We start from the raw sequence: 17,923 nt of genomic DNA, 5'->3' as shown, positions 1-17,923 counted from the left end.
TAACAATTTTCAGAGGGCCTTATGGCAACGTACTATAGCAACGATTTTCGTGCTGGTCTTAAAATCATGTTGGACGGCGAACCTTATGCGGTTGAAGCCAGCGAATTCGTTAAACCAGGTAAAGGCCAGGCGTTTGCGCGCGTTAAGCTGCGTCGCCTGCTGACCGGTACTCGCGTAGAGAAAACCTTCAAGTCTACTGACTCCGCTGAAGGCGCAGACGTAGCCGACATGAACCTGACCTTCCTGTATAGCGACGGTGAGTTCTGGCACTTTATGAATAACACCACTTTCGAACAGCTGGCTGCAGACGAGAAAGCGGTAGGCGATAACGCTAAATGGCTGCTGGACCAGGCTGAATGCATCGTGACCCTGTGGAACGGTCAGCCGATCTCCGTAACTCCGCCGAACTTCGTTGAGCTGGAAGTTGTTGAAACCGACCCAGGTCTGAAAGGCGATACCGCTGGTACTGGCGGCAAACCGGCTACCCTGTCTACCGGCGCAGTCGTTAAAGTTCCGCTGTTCGTACAGATCGGCGAAGTGATCAAAGTGGATACCCGCTCCGGCGAATACGTTTCTCGCGTAAAATAAGTCTTCCATTTGATCTTATGGCGCAGGTTGCTGCGCCATACTTTTTCCAGGGCAGGAATGATGAAACGTCTTCTCGGTCTTGTAATGCTACTCCTTTTCACCAGCACCCTTCTGACAGGATGCAATACCGCGCGCGGCTTCGGTGAAGACATCAAACATCTTGGCAACTCAATATCACACGCCGCCAGCTAATCCTTTCATATAGTCTTAAAAACGGTTGTTTATCCATCACACTCCCGGATCTTGTCTATTATTAAGTAGCTATACACAAACAATATTGGCTAGAAAAGGAAGACGTTATGGTTAAGAAGACAATTGCTGCGATCTTTTCTGTGTTGGTACTTTCTTCCGTTTTAACCGCGTGTAATACCACACGAGGCGTAGGACAGGATATCTCTGAAGGCGGTAGCGCAATCTCTGGTGCAGCGACAAAAGCTCAGCAATAGCAATAATGAAGAACGGTACGACGTCGTGTCGTACCGTTAATCACCCTTCCTTGGGAGTGACAGGAACGGCGAGAAGCGGTTCCCCAGGTGCAGTTTCATACGGATATTCCGCTTATAGGTGTAGACCGTTTTGCCATGAATGCTGAGCGCGGCGGCAATGGCATTGTTACTCACACCATCCATCCACATTGATAATACTTTCTCCTCTTGCGGCGTAAGCAAAGGCGTGGCGTTTTTGGCTATTTCTAATGCGGGGCGAACCTGAAGCGCTTCCTGAATTGTGTGGGAGAGTGTGTTCAGCGTGGTGTGCTTGGTCAAGACCGAATGGGCTACGGATTGAGAGGGCACGATGGGGGCATGCTGTCTGTCTGCTGATTGCAGTAAAATCAGTGGGATGACGCCACAACTCATAAAAAAAGGTTTAATTGGCGGACTGGAGTGCGTCTCGCTAATAAAACTGTATAAATCCGCGATCACCAGATGCGGTTTCCATTGCAAAATATGCTCTTTTGCTAACAGGAGATTATTGATTCCTGATACCAGAAATGAGGAGCTGAACCTGCCAGAATGATTAAGCAAGGCCTCTATCCCTGTGCGGGTAAAGTGGCACCGGTCAATCACTAAAATTTTAAGCATAAACGTTTCGCATTCAGAAGAGGGGCAATCGACTTTCTGGTTTCAGAAAGCCCTTCATCATAGAGAACTCCGATGAGTGCCAAATGCGGGAACTACGCCGCTAATTATGCTTAATTCTTGCTTTTAGCAGGCAGTGAATAAAAAGGTTGAAATTCATTTTCTTCCGGGCAAAAATGCCATTTCACACATCAGCTTTGCAGGACGACCTGCAAACGCTTCATTCACCGGGGACGGCCCCATAGTTCTGGAGCCTGATATGTCCTGGATCGTTTTATTAATTGCAGGTTTGCTCGAAGTCGTATGGGCGATTGGCCTGAAATACACCCACGGTTTTACGCGTCTTACGCCAAGCATTATCACTATTGCGGCGATGATCGTCAGCATCGCCATGCTCTCCTGGGCAATGCGCACGTTGCCTGTTGGAACAGCTTATGCGGTCTGGACCGGTATTGGCGCTGTTGGGGCGGCCATTACAGGGATTTTACTGCTGGGTGAGTCTGCCAGCCCGGCACGTTTGCTGAGCCTTGGGCTGATCGTTGCTGGTATTATTGGTCTGAAGCTGAGCACTCACTAAGCGCCAGGCTGTTTCACCCAAATCAGTTTATTCACTTCAAACCCTTCCCGGGTCGCGATGGCTAACATTTGCTGTTTCATTTCATCTGAAATAGTAGGGGTCCGTGAAAGGATCCACAGGTAGTCGCGATCCGGACCACAAACCAGCGCGTGACGATATTCCCGGTCGAGTGCAATTACGTTATACCCGCCATAGAAGGGGCCGAAAAAAGAAACCTTAAGCGCGGCTCTGCTTGGGTCGCCGGTGAAATAGGCTTTCCCTTCCGTTTTCTGCCACATCTCCCTGTCAGGGTTATAGCCCTTGTTAATAACGTTGATGCCGCCGTCGTCGCGCAAGCTGTATGTTGCGGTCACTTTATCCAACCCGCGCTCGAAACGATGGTCGAAGCGCGCAATTTCATACCAGGTTCCCAGATAGCGTTTGGCATCAAAATTATTTACCACGGTAACGCCTTTCGGCGGTGTCGGGGAGCTACACGCGACAACCAGGAATGCAGCCGTAACTGCAGCAACGACGGGCAAAATGCGCATGGGATTTTCCTTGCTGTATTTTTGTTAAGTGTAGATGACAACAGGAAAAAAAGAGAAAGAAAGGAGGCCCAATATCCTGGGCCTCATCGTCAGTTATTGCAGCTTTTCAAGAATGCGCCAGGCCGCCTCGACACGGACAGGGTTAGGATAGCTTTTGTTTGCCAGCATCACGATGCCAAGGTTTTTTTCTGGAACGAAGGCTACGTAGCTGCCAAATCCTCCAGTGGATCCCGTTTTATGCACCCATGAGGCTTTCACTGCGGGGGCGGGCGGGTTTACCTCAACGGCGGGAAGCGCTGCCAATGCCACTTTGCTGTCGCTACCGTTGATGATCGAATCAGCTTTCAGCGGCCAGTTCAGCATCTCCCAGCCTAATCCCTGGTACATATCGCCAATACGCCAGTAGCGAGACTGCGCAAGCGCAATGCCCTGCTGGAGTGTTTTCTCCTGAACGCGGCTGGCGTCCATGTTGACCTGAACCCAGCGGGCCATATCAATAACGCTGGATTTCACGCCATAGGCTTCGGCGTCAAGTTGTCCCGGAGAAACGTGTACAGCCTTCCCTTCGCGATAGCCCCAGGCATAATCTTTTTGTTCGTTCTTCGGAACTGTAATCCAGGTATGCGCCAGTTTTAATGGTTGCAGGACGCGTCTGGTCATTGCCTCTTCGTAACTCATTCCTGAGGGTTTCACCGCCAGCGCGCCAAACAGACCAATGCTGGAGTTAGCGTAAAGACGCTTAGCGCCCGGGGCCCATTGCGGCTGCCAGTTTTGATAAAAACGCAGTAATGCGGCTTTATCCGTAACGTCATCGGGGATCTGCAGCGGCAGGCCGCCTGCCGTGTAGGTGGCTAAGTGCAGCAGGCTGATACCCTGCCACTGTTTGCCTGTCAGTTCTGGCCAGTATTTCGTGACCGGATCGCTGAGCTTAATTTCGCCGCGGGCGATAGCATCGCCGCCCAACACGCCGTTAAACGTCTTACTGACCGACCCTAGCTCAAACAGAGTTTGCTGCGTGACTGGGTGGTTATTGGTGATATCGGCTTTACCCCAGGTGAAATAATAGGGTTTTCCCTGGTAGATAACGGCAACAGCCATACCCGGAATAGCCTGCTCCTGCATCAACGGGGTGATGGTGCGATTAACGATATCGGCAATCTGTTGTTCTGTTTTGGCGGCGGCAAACGTGGAGAATGAGGCTGTCAGCAGCAGAGCGCAGCATAATGATTTTTTCATCATGAAATCAGTTCCGTAATTAAAAGCAAAAGGGTGTCCGGGCCCGTCAGACGCAATCAGTGTGTTTGATTTGCACCGTGTTGACAAACGGTTAAATTTAGCAGCAGATATAAGTTTTTCTAACAGGCCGGATGATGACGCGTAGCTATATCCCTCTTAACTCGCTGCGGGCTTTTGAAGCCGCGGCCAGACATCTCAGTTTTACCCGCGCCGCGATTGAGCTCAACGTGACGCATTCTGCCATCAGCCAGCATGTAAAATCGCTGGAGCAGCAGCTAAATTGTCAGCTTTTTGTGCGCGGTTCTCGTGGATTAATGTTGACGACTGAAGGGGAAAGTCTGTTACCTGTACTTAATGACTCTTTCGATCGTATGGCGGGGATGCTGGATCGTTTTGCCACCAAACAGACCCAGGAAAAACTTAAAATTGGCGTGGTGGGGACCTTTGCGGTTGGGTGTCTGTTTCCTCTACTGGGCGATTTTAAGCGCAGTTACCCGCATATTGATTTGCATATTTCTACCCATAATAACCGCGTGGATCCCGCTGCCGAAGGGCTGGATTATACCATTCGCTACGGAGGGGGAGCCTGGCACGATACCGACGCGCAATATTTATGTAGCGCGTTGATGTCTCCACTGTGTTCGCCAACATTGGCTTCGCAGATTCAAACGCCTGCGGACATCCTGAAATTTCCGTTATTACGATCGTATCGGCGGGATGAATGGACGCTTTGGATGCAGGCCGCCGGAGAGGCGCCCCCGTCACCGACGCACAACGTGGTGGTGTTTGATTCGTCCGTCACCATGCTGGAAGCCGCGCAGGCGGGGATCGGTGTGGCAATTGCACCAGTCAGAATGTTCACGCATTTACTCAGTAGGGAACGAATCGTTCAACCGTTTTTAACGCAGATTGATTTGGGAAGTTACTGGATAACGCGTTTGCAATCGCGTCCGGAGACACCCGCGATGCGTGAATTTTCCCGTTGGTTGACAGGAATGCTGCACAAATAAAAAGGCCCGCCAATGGCGGGCCTGATAATTAACGCATGTACTTAGATGGTCAGAATACCAATAGCCGTTACAACGGTCAGGATTGCTGCCAGTCCATAGAATACCCATTTGCCAGCAGGCACGTGGATTTTCAGGTCATGCATCGCGTGGTGCATACGGTGTAAACCACACCACAGCGGCAGAACGATCATCAGGAACAGAAACGCACGTCCGATGAAGCTCTGAGCGAATGCCAGTACGCGTTCATAGCTGAAAGCATCAGGAACAAAGCCCAGCGGCAGCATAATGCCTACCAGCAGGATCATTACCGGCGCAATGATTGCGCTCCACATACCGCCTGCACCAAACAGGCCCCAGAATACGGGTTCGTCAGAGCGTTTTGGATTTGGATTAATCATTCCGGACTCCTTACCAGAACAGGGCAACAAACAGTATGACTACTGTCGCAACCACAGTAACTGCCCAGAGACCTTTGATGATCGGCTCTGGCCCCATTTTTTCGTCTTTTACGATGATGTTGGCTGCTTTTGGCGCCAGCTCAAACCAGGTTTTGGTATGCAGCAGCGCTGCTGCCAGGGCGATAATGTTAAGGATTACCACCACCGGGTTTTGCAAAAAGGCGACAAAGCCCATCCAGGACTCTGCACCATGCTTGAGTGCAAACAGGCCGATAATCAGTTCAATGCTGAACCAGACTGCCGGAACTGCCGTGCCTTCACGCAGCATGTAAAAACGATAAAATGGCAGCTTTTTCCACCAGGTGGACGTCATTGGCCGCACATAGGCTTTACGTTTAGTCGTCATCGTGCACTCCTTAGCGTGGTTTCAGGGTAGCGATAAGAAAGTCTTTTGAACTTTCAACTTTACCCTGCTGAATGGCCGCAGCCGGATCGACGTGTTTCGGGCAGACTTCGGAGCAGTAGCCCACGAAAGTACAGGTCCAGACGCCGTTCGGGCTGTTCAACTGAGCCATACGCTCCTTCTTACCGTGGTCGCGGCTATCTTCGTTGTAACGATGCGCCAACGTAATCGCAGCCGGTCCAATGAACTCAGGGTTCAGGCCGAACTGCGGACACGCGGCATAGCACAGACCACAGTTGATGCAACCGGAGAACTGATGATACTTCGCCATCTGCGCCGGAGTCTGGGTGTTTGGACCCTGATCCGGTGTACGCGGGTTACCGATAATGTACGGTTTGATCGCTTCCAGGCTTTCGATAAAGTGCGTCATGTCGACGACCAGATCGCGCTCAATCGGGAAGTTGCCCAGCGCTTCAACCTTCATGCCGTTGGTGTAATCACGCAGGAAGGTTTTGCACGCCAGTTTCGGTACATTGTTGACCATCATGCCGCAGGAGCCGCAGATCGCCATACGGCAGGACCAGCGGTAGCTCAGGTCCGGTGCCAGGTTATCCTTGATGTAGCCCAGCGCATCCAGCAGTGACGTGGTTTCATCATAAGGAACTTCGTAGAAAGCACTGTGCGGCGCGGTATCGGTTTCCGGGTTATAGCGCACCACCTCAACTTTCAGGTTTTTCATCTCAGCCATTCGCCTTCTCCTTCTTATCGGCTGCTTCCGCTTCGCCACCGTAAACACGTTTAGCTGGTGGCAGAGTGGTGATTTTCACGTCGCTGTATTCCAGGCGAGTCGTGCCGTCAGCATCGCGGAAGGCGAGGGTGTGTTTGAGGAAGTTCACATCGTCACGCTCGGTGCAGCCTTCATCCAGACGCTGGTGCGCGCCGCGGGATTCTTTACGCGCCAGAGCAGAGTGCGCCATACATTCAGCAACGTTCAGACCGTGACCCAGTTCGATGGTATACAGCAGGTCGGTGTTGAAGACGCTGGAGGTATCAGTGATACGTACGCGCTTGAAGCGTTCCTGCAGTTCCGCCAGCTTATCAACGGTTTTCTGCATGAGTTCCGGCGTACGGTAGATACCGCAACCTTCTTCCATGGACAGGCCCATTTCGTCACGGATCTTAGACCAGTTTTCGTTACCTTCCTGATTAACCAGATCTTTTAGACGTTTTTCAACGCCAGCAACCTGTGCATCAAGAGCGGCACTGTTTGCAGCGCCAGCCGTTGCAGCGCGTTCTGCTGCCTGCTCACCGGCCATACGACCGAAGACCACCAGTTCTGCCAGGGAGTTAGAGCCCAGACGGTTAGCGCCATGCAGACCAACAGAGGAACATTCGCCGACAGCGAACAGACCTTTAATGCGGGTTTCACAGTGCTGATCGGTTTCGATACCGCCCATGGTGTAGTGCGCGGTCGGACGTACCGGGATCGGTTCTTTAACCGGATCGACACCCACGTAAGCTTTCGCCAGTTCGCAGATGAACGGTAAACGTTCGAGCAGTTTTTTCTCGCCGAGGTGACGCAGGTCGAGGTGAACCACATCGCCACGCGGAGTGGAAATGGTGTTGCCTTTGCGCCATTCGTGCCAGAACGCCTGAGAAACTTTGTCGCGCGGACCGAGTTCCATGTATTTGTTTTTTGGCTCGCCCAGCGGGGTTTCCGGACCCATGCCGTAGTCTTGCAGATAACGGTAGCCGTTTTTGTTGACCAGAATACCGCCTTCACCACGGCAGCCTTCAGTCATCAGGATACCGGAGCCTGGCAGACCTGTTGGGTGATACTGAACGAATTCCATATCACGCAACGGAACACCGTGGCTCAGCGCCATGCCCATACCGTCGCCGGTTACGATGCCGCCGTTGGTGTTGTAACGGTAAACACGACCTGCGCCGCCCGTTGCCATAACAACAGCGTTAGCACGGATTTGCACCAGCGTGCCTTCCATCATGTTCATGGCAACCAGGCCGCGAGCATGACCGTCGTCAACCAGGATATCCAGAACGAAGTGTTCGTCAAAGCGCTGAATCTGCGGGAACTGCAAAGATGTTTGGAACAGCGTATGCAGCATGTGGAAGCCGGTCTTATCCGCGGCAAACCAGGTACGCTCGATTTTCATGCCGCCGAAGCGACGTACGTTGACGCTACCGTCTTCACGACGGCTCCATGGGCAGCCCCATTGTTCCAGTTGCGTCATTTCAGTTGGGCAGTGGTGGACAAAGTAATCCACGACATCCTGCTCACACAGCCAGTCTCCGCCTGCTACCGTATCGTGAAAATGGTAGTCAAAGCTGTCATGATCCTGCGCGACAGCAGCAGAGCCGCCTTCGGCAGCAACGGTATGGCTGCGCATTGGGTACACTTTTGAGATCAGTGCGATTTTAGCGTTGGGATTTGCTTGTGCGGCAGCAATTGCAGCACGTAATCCCGCGCCACCGGCGCCTATAATGGCAAGATCGGCTTGAAAGGTTTGCACGACATTCCTCCAGATTGTTGTTATTTCATCCCTGCCTGAAATCAGATGCTTCATCGGCTTCAAACAGGTTATGAACGCGTTTCCACTGCTCCTTTATAGGTACAATAGTATAGTCTTAGGGATGTGCGGGAAATTTGACGTGTTCGATTTTTTTAGCGTGTCATAGGGGGGAATTATCATTGAATTTGATTAATTTAATTACTAAACCACCCTAAGTCGCTTTTTTTATCCAATTGCCAGTGATGATTAGTGCTGCCTGAAATTTGTCTCGCTAGCGCGATACGAGTAGACTTCGTGCCCTTGTCATAAATCGGAGAAACAACCATGAGCGAAACGGCAAGCTGGCAGCCGAGCGCGTCCATCCCCAATCTGTTGAAACGTGCAGCAATTATAGCGGAGATTCGCCGCTTTTTTGCCGATCGTGGCGTGCTTGAGGTTGAGACCCCTTGTATGAGTCAGGCAACGGTAACGGACATCCACCTGTTCCCGTTCGAAACGCGTTTCGTTGGCCCTGGACACTCCCAGGGAATGAATCTCTATTTAATGACCAGCCCTGAATACCATATGAAGCGCCTGCTGGTGGCAGGATGCGGCCCGGTGTATCAACTGTGCCGCAGCTTCCGTAATGAAGAGATGGGGCGCCATCATAACCCTGAATTCACCATGCTTGAGTGGTATCGTCCGCACTACGATATGTATCGCCTGATGAATGAAGTGGATGATTTGCTCCAGCAGGTGCTGGACTGCTCACCTGCGGAAAGCCTTTCTTACCAGCAGGCCTTCCAGCGCCATCTGGAGATTGACCCGCTGTCTGCGGATAAAACCCAACTGCGGGAAGTGGCGGCGAAATTGGATCTCAGCAATATCGCTGATACCGAAGAAGACCGGGATACCTTACTGCAACTGCTGTTTACGATGGGTGTTGAACCGCATATTGGTAAAGACAAGCCGACGTTTGTGTATCATTTCCCGGCCAGCCAGGCATCACTGGCGCAAATCAGTACCGAAGATCACCGCGTGGCTGAACGTTTCGAGGTTTATTACAAAGGTATTGAGCTGGCGAATGGTTTCCATGAATTGACCGACGCGCGCGAACAGCAGCAGCGGTTTGAACAGGATAACCGCAAACGTGCCGCACGAGGCTTACCACAGCAACCTATCGATACCAACCTGCTGGAAGCGCTGAAAGTCGGCATGCCGGATTGCTCAGGCGTGGCGCTGGGCGTTGACCGTCTGGTGATGCTGGCGCTGGGCGCAGAGAGACTGGCCGAGGTAATCGCATTTACCGTCGATCGCGCATAACTTACTCTTCTGCAATACAAAGTGGTGGCTTAATCGCCACTTTGTAGCATATTTTTTCATTTCCCCTCTAATAGCCACAATTTACACCTGGATATTTGATATCGTTTAGGTATCAATTCTGTGTTGTTTTTTTATCGCTGAACTCTGCAAAGAGAGCAGTGCCAACCGGTGAGCGGCGTTTGTTAAACGCTTGCCAGAGTAAGGGATGGTTTAATGACCCAAACAATAAAAAAGATGAGCCTGATAGGTCTCATTCTCATGATATTTACGTCAGTTTTCGGTTTTGCTAATAGCCCCTCCGCGTTCTATTTAATGGGGTATAGTGCAATACCGTGGTATATATTTTCTGCATTATTATTCTTTATTCCATTTGCTTTAATGATGGCGGAAATGGGTTCTGCCTATCGGAAAGAAGAAGGGGGAATCTATTCGTGGATGAATAATAGCGTTGGACCACGCTATGCGTTTATCGGCACGTTTATGTGGTTTTCTTCTTATGTGATATGGATGGTTAGTACTGCGGCGAAAGTCTGGGTACCTTTTTCAACCTTCTTGTTTGGCGCAGACATGACGCAGCACTGGCGTATCGCAGGGCTTGAGCCTACGCAGGTTGTCGGACTGCTCGCAGTCGGTTGGATGATCCTGGTGACCTGCGTGGCATCCCGGGGTATTAATAAGATTGCGCGTATTACGGCTGTAGGTGGAATTGCCGTAATGTGTCTTAATTTAGTTCTGTTGTTAGTGAGTGTCGCTATTTTGTTATTAACTGGTGGCCACTTTGCACAGGATATTAATTTCATCTCTTCGCCTAATCCCGGATATCAGTCTGGACTGGCAATGTTGTCATTTGTTGTGTTTGCCATTTTTGCTTACGGCGGAATTGAAGCTGTAGGGGGACTGGTTGATAAAACAGAAAAACCAGAAAAGAACTTTGCTAAAGGCATTGTCTTTGCCGCTATTGTCATTTCTGTTGGTTATTCACTGGCCATCTTTTTATGGGGCGTTAGCACTAACTGGCAGCAGGTATTAAGTAATAGCTCAGTTAACCTCGGGAATATTACCTATATCCTGATGAAAAGCCTCGGAATGACGTTGGGTAATGCGCTACATCTTTCCCCTGATGCCGCAATGGTGATGGGCGTATGGTTTGCACGTATTACCGGGCTTTCCATGTTCCTTGCCTACACCGGCGCTTTTTTCACCCTCAGCTACTCACCGCTGAAAGCGATTATTCAGGGCACGCCGAAGGCGTTGTGGCCCGCGCCGATGACCAAACTGAATGCCGTAGGGATGCCGACGACGGCAATGTGGTTACAGTGCCTGCTGGTGAGCCTGTTTATCCTGTTGGTTTCATTTGGTGGCGATACGGCTTCGGCGTTCTATAACAAACTGACGCTGATGGCGAACGTCTCGATGACGCTGCCGTATCTGTTCCTGGCGCTGGCGTTTCCGTTCTTTAAATCCCGTCCGGGTCTGGAAAGGCCGTTTGTTGTCTTTAAAACCCGAGCGGCGACGCTGCTGGCAACGGGAGTGGTCGTGCTGGTGGTGACGTTTGCTAACGTGTTCACCATCATCCAGCCGGTAATTGAAGCCGGAGACTGGAACAGCGCACTGTGGATGACCGGCGGTCCGATCTTCTTCTCACTGCTGGCGATGGCGATTTATCAGAACTACAGCCGTCGCACGACCAACGAGCCTGAGTGGGCGGTGGAATAAAGGCCATCTGGCGTTTATTGCCTGTTGCCGATCCGGACGCATATTAAGCTCGAAAATGTCTGTAATCGGCGATGAAATGCCCGATGGCGCAAGCTTATCGAGCCTACAGGTTAATTGCAGACCCGTAGGCCGGATAAGACCCCACGGGTCGCCATCCGGTATTTCTTGCCTGCATTGTGCGTTACAAACTCCCTGCCGGGCGACTGCCTCTTCCTGCAGAACTTAATGTTCTCCCTGTTTGCTTACCGCCGAGGCTCTCCAGACGCATCTGGAACGGAGGGAACGGCATATCAATACCGTGCTCGCGGAAGCCTGCCAGAATCAGTTGGTGGATTTCATGGCGCAGCGGCATGCGATGCCCCATCTCGGCGGCATAAATACGCAGTTCGAAGATTTGAATGCCTTGTTGCAGGTCAACCAGGAAGACTTCTGGCGCCGGGTTATCGATAACTAGCGAACAGCGCTGCGCGGCAGTCAGCAGGATCTGCGTAACCTCCTCGCTGTTCGCCTCCGACTGTGCCGGGATGGTTAACACCACACGGGTAACGGAATCGGATAACGACCAGTTGATAAACTGTTCGGTGATAAAGGCTTTGTTGGGCACGATGATCTCTTTACGGTCCCAGTCGCTGATAGTGGTGGCGCGGGTATTAATTTTCGTCACGCTACCGGTAAGGTCGCGAATCGTCACCGTGTCGCCAATGCGGATTGGTTTTTCAAACAGGATAATCAGACCGGAAATAAAGTTGGCGAAGATCTCCTGCAAACCAAAGCCCAGACCGACACCGAGAGCCGCCACCAGCCATTGCAGTTTGGACCATTCAATACCGATCATCGAGAAGCCAACCAGACCGCCAATCAGCATCAGCAGATACTTGGTGATGGTGGTGATGGCATAACCGGTGCCGGGGGTTAAATCCAGATGTTGCAGTAGTGCCAGCTCCAGCAGTGCGGGTAGGTTGCGCACTAACTGGGTGGTGATGATAAATACCAGAATCGCGATAAGCACCGCGCCCAGCGTTATCGGTTCTAAGCTTTCCACGCCCTGAACCGTGGAGGTGACATCCCACAACGAGATGTTTTCCAGGAAGCCGAAAGCGGAATGAATTTCTGACCACAGTACAATGACCGAGAGCAGGGCGATAAGCATCAGGATAGAACGCACCAGGCGCAGCGATTGCGCGCTGATAGCATCCAGATCCACTTCGCTTTCATCAACGTCAATCGCGCCTTCAAGGCTGGTGGAATGCGGTGGTTCTTCTTCGCCCCGCGCGCGCTGCGCCAGCATTTCAGCACGTCGATGCTTGGCGCGGTCGAACGCCAGGCGGCGGCGCTGGATCAGCATCCAACGGCGGATAACGTGATACACCACCAGTAATAAGAACCAAATCGCTACGGACGTTTCCAGACGTGCCAGCAGGGCTTGTGACGTGGCGAGGTAGCCTACTGCCGCGGCGAGAATGGCAATCAGCGGCGCACCCATCAGCATATTCCACAGCATGCTGTTGACCATGTTATCGCTGTTGCCCTCTTTATCGAGGTACAGCGGTATCCCGGCGCGTTTCAGGCTCAGGGTTACGACAGCCAGCGCACCGCAAATCAGAATAAAGCACAGACGCCCCAGTGAGGCGGAGAATTCCCGGTCATTGAGGTTATCAAACATAATCACCGCCATGATCAACGGGACAATCAGCCCGATGCTCATCAGGTAATAGTGCATGGCTTTCGCGACGCGGTTCCGCGGCCAGCCAAAGTGGGCAATGAACAGACCGTTGGGGCGTGCAAAGGTGGCGCAGATCATTACCGCCCACAGCATGGGCACCGTGGCGGTAACGCCATCGCCGATCGCGACAGCCAACGGATAAGGCCAGGCTTCCTGCAATCCGTAACCGAGCGTTGCCCACAACACTGGCAATGGTGAAGCGACGAGTATTGACCAGAATACCGTGCGTATTGTCAGCCAGAAGTGGTCCTGGGTGACTTTCCCGACCCGCGCGGACGAGCGTTCAAGGAAACGGGTGAAGTGCTTGCGCGAAGAGAGGCTAAAGCCAACTAACACCAACGCCGCGAACAGCGGTAGCAGCGTTTCTTTGCTGGTCAGCATCATGATGCTGGCTTTGCCCAACTGATTAAACGTATCTAATGAGATCAGACGCCGCAGATCCTGAACGATGTCGACAGGCCAGGAGAGCGAGATAGGGCTAACGTCTGACGTCCAGAACAGGTAGCGGTGTGTCGCTTCATTGACCTCTTTTAGCGCATCTTCCAGTTGGCTGTTGGAAACTTTGAGCTTGGTCAGCTCAAGGATCAGCGTATCGCCGCCCTGTAACAATGAGTTCAGCAACTCACGCTGGGTGCGTAGCTGGGCGTTGAGGATGCTGCTCTGTTCAGCGGTCAGCGGTTGTCCATCGGCCTGATGAATTTGACGCAGCTGCGGCTGTTTGTTGAGGAGGTCCTCATAGCGCATGCGGTGTACGCGAAGCTGCGCCATTTCGGTATCCAACTGCTGAGGTTTGGGCATTTCCGGCAGACGGGATACCTGCGCTCGCAGCGCTTCTCCCAGCATATTTGAAACCCCAAGCCACTGAGACTGCTCTCGCAGCGTATTCAATGCCTGACGCACCTGCAGCGTTTGGCTGGCGGCCTGACGCTGCTGCGAAGCGACCAGGTCCATACGCTGTGCTTGCTGGTTTAAGGCCTGAGACAGCTCGCGGTTTACCTTGAACTGGTCGACAATACCCTCCGGCAGTCCCGCGCTGTTTTCCGCCAGCAGTTCGGTGCTTTCCAGCGCTCGCTCAGCTTCACGCTGACGTTGACTGTTGAGTTGATTGCGCAAAGCCTGCAGGTAAGCGTCGAGTTGTTGACTCTGTTTTTCCGCCAGTTCGGAGCGCATACGCGCCAGTTCCTGACGGTTATTGGCGGAAAGCTGCGCCAGCTCCAGTTCATCGACCTGGGCTTTAAGTTTGGCGGATTCAGCCTGCATCGCCTGATTCTGCGCGGAATTGCCGTTGGCCGTACCAATGCGTCGCTCAAGCTCATTGAGCTGGCGGCGGGCATCGGTTTGCTGTTGAGGAAGCTGGCTTAACGAGTCGGCGATTTCCCGGGCGCGATCCTGCTCCTGCTGGGCTTGACGACTCTTTTCCAGCAGTTGGCTGCTAACCTGGAGGATCTCCTGGTTTAACGCATCGGTAGTGAGTCCGGTTGGCACATTGCGCGGTTCATCACGCAGGTTGCTAAGCTGCGCGCGTAACGTTGCGGACAGCTTGGGGAAGTTATCAATAACCTGCTGATATTGCTGGGCACGCTCGAGAGAGCCTTTACGCTCCTCAAGGGCATTCAGCGCGGACTGGAGCGCCTCAACGGTTTCTGGCTGAGCGGGTTTTGCCGCTTTTGCCTGCTCCAGTTCCTGGGTGAGTTGTTTGGCATCGGGGGCCGTCGCAGCGTACGCCCCCAGGCTGAGGCACCAGGCCATCAGAAAAGTGATAATCAGGCGCACAGCAGCGATTCCTATGTTTAACTTTCGTCTTTTTTGTCGTCAACCAGCGGGCTGGCATCGTGTTCTGCTTCGATCTCTTCTTTCGCCAGCGGGGCCGGTTCTGCCTCTGGCGTCACGAAAGTCTCGGTCGAGATGGCCATTGGCTGGCCGATTTTGGTCACGGAAAGATCCTGCAACTGCTCAACCAGGTTAACTTTGCCAGGTGCGAACAGGTTGATGACGGTGGAACCGAGCTTAAAGCGGCCCATTTCCTGACCTTTCAGCAGCGCCACCGACCCTTCGCTTTCGCCTTCCGGCCAGGTCCAGCGCTTGATGACGCCTTCACGCGGTGGAGTAATGGTGCCAGCCCATGCGGTTTCAATACTGCCGACGATGGTCGCGCCGACCAGAATCTGCACCATCGGGCCAAATTCGGTATCAAACAGACAGATTACACGTTCGTTGCGGGCAAACAGGTTCGGTACGTTTTGCGCAGTCAGGATGTTTACAGAGAAGAGATCGCCCGGCACATACATCATTTCACGCAGGATACCGTTACACGGCATGTGTACACGGTGGTAATCGCGTGGAGACAAGTAAGTGGTTACAAACGTACCGTTGCGGAATTTGTCCGCCATCTGATAGTTGCCTGCCAGCAGCGCTTCAAGGGTATAGCTGTGCCCTTTAGCCTGCAGCAGTTTGTCTTCCTCGATGTTGCCTAACTGGTTAATCACACCGTCAGCGGGCATGACCAGTACGTTTGGATCGGTATTAATCGGGCGAGCATCATCGCGCAGCGGGCGAACAAAGAAGTCGTTGAAGGTGCGATAGCTGGCGGTGTCCGGCTTTTGCGCCTCTTTCATATCGACCTTGTAATATTTCACGAACAGATCGATAACCAGTTTGGTCAGCCATCCCGCTCGTTTGCTCGCACCCCAACCCGCCAGGCGAGTGAGCCATAGTTTCGGCAGAATGTATTGTAGCGAAAGCTTAAATGAGTTTAACAAGGTAGCCTCCAGGCCATAATTTGTTCCCGATCCGGCATACGGGCCGGATCCTGAAAAAAGGGGGACGATTCTAGCGATGCTTAGCTTAGTTGTCAGTTGTCTGTATCAGAAAAGTTTTTACGCGTTTTTACCTGCGCCATGCTTTCCAGGATGCGGTGATAATTTTCAAACCGGGTTTCGGCTATGGCCCCTTTTTCTACAGCCTCACGGATAGCGCAGCCTGGATCGGTATCATGCTTGCAGTCGCGGTATTTGCAATGGCCCAGGTAGTCATGAAATTCGACAAAGCCATGCGTGATTTGTTCCGGCTCCAGATGCCACAGTCCAAACTCACGTACACCAGGGGAGTCGATAACGTCGCCGCCGTGCGGGAAGTGATACAGGCGAGAGGCCGTGGTGGTGTGCTGTCCAAGGCCGGAGTTGTCAGAGACATCATTGGTCAGGATCTCTTCCTGCAGGCCGAGGAGGTTATTGAGCAGGCTGGATTTACCTACGCCCGATTGACCGGCAAAAATGCTGATGCGATCGGTTAATGCTTCTTCAAGCGGTTTCAGGCCGTCTTTTGTGCGGCTTGATACCATCAACACCCGATAGCCAATGTTGCGATAGATATCCATCTGTTCGTTAACGAAGGCCATGCCTTCATCATCCAGCAGATCGATCTTATTCAGCACGATAATCGGTTCAACGTGTAGCGTTTCGCAGGCTACCAGATACCGGTCGATAATATTGAGTGACAGCTCGGGTAAGATGGCTGAGACAATAACGATCTGGTCGATGTTGGCGGCAATAGGCTTTACCCCGTCGTAAAAGTCGGGGCGTGTCAGTACCGAGGTACGATCGTGTACCGCTTCAACGATACCTTTGACATTCACACCTTCAGCTGCCGCTTTACCCGGGCGCCAGACTACGCGATCGCCAGTAACCAGCGAGCGAATTGTACGGCGGATGTTGCAACGGTGAATTTCACCGTCAGCAGACTCTACGTCGGCATGCATGCCAAAACGGCTGATAACGATGCCTTCGGCGGTTTCGCCAAACAGGTTGTCGTCGTAGTCGGGCTTCTCCGTGGACGTTTTAAGACGACGCTGGTGATTGGCGTTCACACGGCGCTGTTGGCCTTTGGAGAGTTTATTCTTACTCAATCGGACTGGCTCCTGGTCGCCCATGATGGGCAAAACATTTATGATACACACAATTTTAGATCAATGTAGTCACACTGAATGTGACGCTGAAGGGTGGAAAATAGCATGAGTGCCAATGAAAACAACCTGATTTGGATCGATCTGGAGATGACAGGTCTGGATCCCGAGCGCGATCGCATTATTGAGATCGCCACGCTGGTGACGGATGCCAACCTGAATATTCTGGCTGAAGGACCGACAATTGCGGTGCACCAGTCCGACGAACAGCTGGCATTAATGGATGACTGGAACGTACGTACGCATACCGGTAGCGGGCTGGTGGAGCGCGTGAAGGCGAGCACCATGGGCGATCGTGAAGCTGAACTGGCCACGCTGGCTTTTTTGAAAGAGTGGGTTCCGGAAGGGAAATCACCTATCTGCGGCAACAGCATCGGGCAGGATCGTCGTTTCCTGTTTAAATACATGCCGGAGCTGGAGGCGTATTTCCATTATCGCTATCTGGACGTCAGTACGCTCAAAGAACTGGCGCGTCGTTGGAAGCCGGAAATCCTTGCGGGCTTCACCAAGCAGGGAACACATCAGGCGATGGACGACATTCGTGAATCTGTTGCTGAGCTTGCTTACTATCGCGAACATTTTATTAATCTTTGATTTTGTTCTCCGGTGGCTTGCGCCACCGGTTTTTTGACGCTAAATTGTTCAGCTTGATTGCAAATTAATCACTTGAACGAATTTTCGAAAAAAACGCTTTCAGGGGGGTTGCAGCTAAACGGATTTCTCGTATAATGCGCCTCCCGTAACGACGCAGAAATGCGAATTACGACAGCAACAAAAGCAGTACAGATTTGCGGGAATAGCTCAGTTGGTAGAGCACGACCTTGCCAAGGTCGGGGTCGCGAGTTCGAGTCTCGTTTCCCGCTCCAAAA

At 52.4% G+C, this 17,923-nt stretch carries 18 protein-coding genes and 1 tRNA gene; 9 read left to right on the top strand and 10 right to left on the bottom strand.

The genetic code is table 11. The features are described 5' to 3' along the window. Window positions 1–21: 21 nt before the first annotated feature. The 3 genes from efp to ecnB all read left to right on the top strand — a co-directional run bounded on the left by efp (window position 22) and on the right by ecnB (window position 1,034). Window positions 22–588 (top strand): elongation factor P, encoded by a 567-nt coding sequence (gene efp / locus OGY13_RS05640; RefSeq protein WP_003025478.1) that lies wholly within the window; start codon window positions 22–24, stop codon window positions 586–588. A 57-nt stretch (window positions 589–645) separates the two neighbouring features. Beyond that, on the top strand, window positions 646–780 hold the full coding sequence (gene ecnA / locus OGY13_RS05635) for a lipoprotein antitoxin entericidin A (RefSeq protein WP_003830568.1): 135 nt from the start codon (window positions 646–648) through the stop codon (window positions 778–780). A gap of 107 nt (window positions 781–887) precedes the next feature. After that, a complete protein-coding gene (gene ecnB, locus OGY13_RS05630) occupies window positions 888–1,034 on the top strand; it encodes a lipoprotein toxin entericidin B (RefSeq protein ID WP_003025482.1) in 147 nt (48 codons plus the stop codon). Window positions 1,035–1,070: 36 nt separating this feature from the next. On the opposite strand, the gene OGY13_RS05625 is transcribed toward ecnB, so the two are convergent. After that, complete coding sequence (locus OGY13_RS05625) at window positions 1,071–1,670, bottom strand: LuxR C-terminal-related transcriptional regulator (protein ID WP_048236298.1); 600 nt, start codon at window positions 1,668–1,670, stop codon at window positions 1,071–1,073. Window positions 1,671–1,926: 256 nt separating this feature from the next. On the opposite strand from OGY13_RS05625, the gene sugE reads away from it, so the two are divergent. Then, window positions 1,927–2,244 (top strand): quaternary ammonium compound efflux SMR transporter SugE, encoded by a 318-nt coding sequence (gene sugE, locus OGY13_RS05620; RefSeq protein WP_000118520.1) that lies wholly within the window; start codon window positions 1,927–1,929, stop codon window positions 2,242–2,244. Here the strand turns inward: sugE and OGY13_RS05615 are convergent. Continuing rightward, the gene (locus tag OGY13_RS05615) at window positions 2,241–2,774 is read right to left on the bottom strand and encodes a lipocalin family protein (protein ID WP_001221666.1); all 534 of its coding nucleotides are present in this window, start codon (window positions 2,772–2,774) and stop codon (window positions 2,241–2,243) included. The genes sugE and OGY13_RS05615 overlap by 4 nt on opposite strands. Before the next feature lie 93 nt (window positions 2,775–2,867). After that, complete coding sequence (locus OGY13_RS05610) at window positions 2,868–4,013, bottom strand: class C beta-lactamase CMY-46 (protein WP_063859844.1); 1,146 nt, start codon at window positions 4,011–4,013, stop codon at window positions 2,868–2,870. 131 nt (window positions 4,014–4,144) lie between these two features. Here OGY13_RS05610 and ampR point away from each other — a divergent pair, with 131 nt between their 5' ends. Beyond that, window positions 4,145–5,020: a LysR family transcriptional regulator AmpR gene (gene ampR / locus OGY13_RS05605; protein ID WP_032942161.1), complete on the top strand. Its 876-nt coding sequence runs from the start codon at window positions 4,145–4,147 to the stop codon at window positions 5,018–5,020. A gap of 41 nt (window positions 5,021–5,061) precedes the next feature. Here the strand turns inward: ampR and frdD are convergent, their stop codons facing one another. The 4 genes from frdD to frdA are packed head-to-tail and all read right to left on the bottom strand — an operon-like array spanning window position 5,062 to window position 8,352. After that, a complete protein-coding gene (frdD, locus tag OGY13_RS05600) occupies window positions 5,062–5,418 on the bottom strand; it encodes a fumarate reductase subunit FrdD (RefSeq protein WP_003025535.1) in 357 nt (118 codons plus the stop codon). A 10-nt stretch (window positions 5,419–5,428) separates the two neighbouring features. Next, window positions 5,429–5,824: a fumarate reductase subunit FrdC gene (gene frdC, locus OGY13_RS05595; RefSeq protein WP_003025537.1), complete on the bottom strand. Its 396-nt coding sequence runs from the start codon at window positions 5,822–5,824 to the stop codon at window positions 5,429–5,431. Between the two features lie 10 nt (window positions 5,825–5,834). After that, entirely contained in the window at window positions 5,835–6,569 is a 735-nt protein-coding gene (frdB, locus tag OGY13_RS05590) for a fumarate reductase iron-sulfur protein (protein WP_003025540.1), read from the bottom strand. Further along, complete coding sequence (gene frdA / locus OGY13_RS05585; RefSeq protein ID WP_003830519.1) at window positions 6,562–8,352, bottom strand: fumarate reductase (quinol) flavoprotein subunit; 1,791 nt, start codon at window positions 8,350–8,352, stop codon at window positions 6,562–6,564. The genes frdB and frdA overlap by 8 nt, the downstream gene beginning before the upstream one ends. 324 nt (window positions 8,353–8,676) lie before the next feature. Between frdA and epmA the strand changes: the two genes are divergently transcribed. Both epmA and yjeM read left to right on the top strand, forming a co-directional pair. After that, on the top strand, window positions 8,677–9,654 hold the full coding sequence (epmA, locus tag OGY13_RS05580) for an elongation factor P--(R)-beta-lysine ligase (RefSeq protein ID WP_213752404.1): 978 nt from the start codon (window positions 8,677–8,679) through the stop codon (window positions 9,652–9,654). Window positions 9,655–9,867: 213 nt separating this feature from the next. After that, window positions 9,868–11,370 carry a glutamate/gamma-aminobutyrate family transporter YjeM gene (gene yjeM / locus OGY13_RS05575; protein ID WP_008785995.1) on the top strand — a complete coding sequence of 501 codons (1,503 nt, stop codon included), beginning with the start codon at window positions 9,868–9,870 and terminating at the stop codon, window positions 11,368–11,370. A 181-nt stretch (window positions 11,371–11,551) separates the two neighbouring features. Here the strand turns inward: yjeM and mscM are convergent, their stop codons facing one another. The 3 genes from mscM to rsgA all read right to left on the bottom strand — a co-directional run bounded on the left by mscM (window position 11,552) and on the right by rsgA (window position 16,997). After that, window positions 11,552–14,866 (bottom strand): miniconductance mechanosensitive channel MscM, encoded by a 3,315-nt coding sequence (mscM, locus tag OGY13_RS05570; RefSeq protein ID WP_286593710.1) that lies wholly within the window; start codon window positions 14,864–14,866, stop codon window positions 11,552–11,554. Between the two features lie 17 nt (window positions 14,867–14,883). Next, window positions 14,884–15,852 (bottom strand): archaetidylserine decarboxylase, encoded by a 969-nt coding sequence (gene asd, locus OGY13_RS05565; protein ID WP_008785997.1) that lies wholly within the window; start codon window positions 15,850–15,852, stop codon window positions 14,884–14,886. A 92-nt stretch (window positions 15,853–15,944) separates the two neighbouring features. Beyond that, window positions 15,945–16,997 carry a small ribosomal subunit biogenesis GTPase RsgA gene (gene rsgA / locus OGY13_RS05560; RefSeq protein ID WP_170974257.1) on the bottom strand — a complete coding sequence of 351 codons (1,053 nt, stop codon included), beginning with the start codon at window positions 16,995–16,997 and terminating at the stop codon, window positions 15,945–15,947. Window positions 16,998–17,102: 105 nt separating this feature from the next. On the opposite strand from rsgA, the gene orn reads away from it, so the two are divergent. Together orn and OGY13_RS05550 are read left to right on the top strand one after the other, a co-directional pair. Beyond that, entirely contained in the window at window positions 17,103–17,648 is a 546-nt protein-coding gene (orn, locus tag OGY13_RS05555; protein ID WP_020996267.1) for an oligoribonuclease, read from the top strand. A gap of 196 nt (window positions 17,649–17,844) precedes the next feature. Beyond that, window positions 17,845–17,920, top strand: a tRNA-Gly gene (locus OGY13_RS05550). Window positions 17,921–17,923: the final 3 nt, after the last annotated feature.

It is taken from the genome of Citrobacter sp. Cpo045, assembly GCF_030332875.1.
In the GTDB taxonomy this organism is placed as follows: domain Bacteria; phylum Pseudomonadota; class Gammaproteobacteria; order Enterobacterales; family Enterobacteriaceae; genus Citrobacter; species Citrobacter portucalensis.
The sequence above is the reverse complement of the archived record's forward strand: the minus strand, read 5'-3'. Positions and strand labels throughout refer to the sequence as shown.

What these genes read in the sequence shown, in the direction of transcription:
- ampR (WP_032942161.1), top strand. Translation starts at nt 4,145, where the DNA reads ATGACGCGTAGCTATATCCCTCTTAACTCGCTGCGGGCTTTTGAAGCC.
- OGY13_RS05615 (WP_001221666.1), bottom strand. Translation starts at nt 2,774, where the DNA reads ATGCGCATTTTGCCCGTCGTTGCTGCAGTTACGGCTGCATTCCTGGTT.
- yjeM (WP_008785995.1), top strand. Translation starts at nt 9,868, where the DNA reads ATGACCCAAACAATAAAAAAGATGAGCCTGATAGGTCTCATTCTCATG.
- OGY13_RS05625 (WP_048236298.1), bottom strand. Translation starts at nt 1,670, where the DNA reads ATGCTTAAAATTTTAGTGATTGACCGGTGCCACTTTACCCGCACAGGG.
- sugE (WP_000118520.1), top strand. Translation starts at nt 1,927, where the DNA reads ATGTCCTGGATCGTTTTATTAATTGCAGGTTTGCTCGAAGTCGTATGG.
- frdC (WP_003025537.1), bottom strand. Translation starts at nt 5,824, where the DNA reads ATGACGACTAAACGTAAAGCCTATGTGCGGCCAATGACGTCCACCTGG.
- frdD (WP_003025535.1), bottom strand. Translation starts at nt 5,418, where the DNA reads ATGATTAATCCAAATCCAAAACGCTCTGACGAACCCGTATTCTGGGGC.
- OGY13_RS05610 (WP_063859844.1), bottom strand. Translation starts at nt 4,013, where the DNA reads ATGATGAAAAAATCATTATGCTGCGCTCTGCTGCTGACAGCCTCATTC.
- orn (WP_020996267.1), top strand. Translation starts at nt 17,103, where the DNA reads ATGAGTGCCAATGAAAACAACCTGATTTGGATCGATCTGGAGATGACA.
- ecnA (WP_003830568.1), top strand. Translation starts at nt 646, where the DNA reads ATGATGAAACGTCTTCTCGGTCTTGTAATGCTACTCCTTTTCACCAGC.
- epmA (WP_213752404.1), top strand. Translation starts at nt 8,677, where the DNA reads ATGAGCGAAACGGCAAGCTGGCAGCCGAGCGCGTCCATCCCCAATCTG.
- efp (WP_003025478.1), top strand. Translation starts at nt 22, where the DNA reads ATGGCAACGTACTATAGCAACGATTTTCGTGCTGGTCTTAAAATCATG.
- frdB (WP_003025540.1), bottom strand. Translation starts at nt 6,569, where the DNA reads ATGGCTGAGATGAAAAACCTGAAAGTTGAGGTGGTGCGCTATAACCCG.
- ecnB (WP_003025482.1), top strand. Translation starts at nt 888, where the DNA reads ATGGTTAAGAAGACAATTGCTGCGATCTTTTCTGTGTTGGTACTTTCT.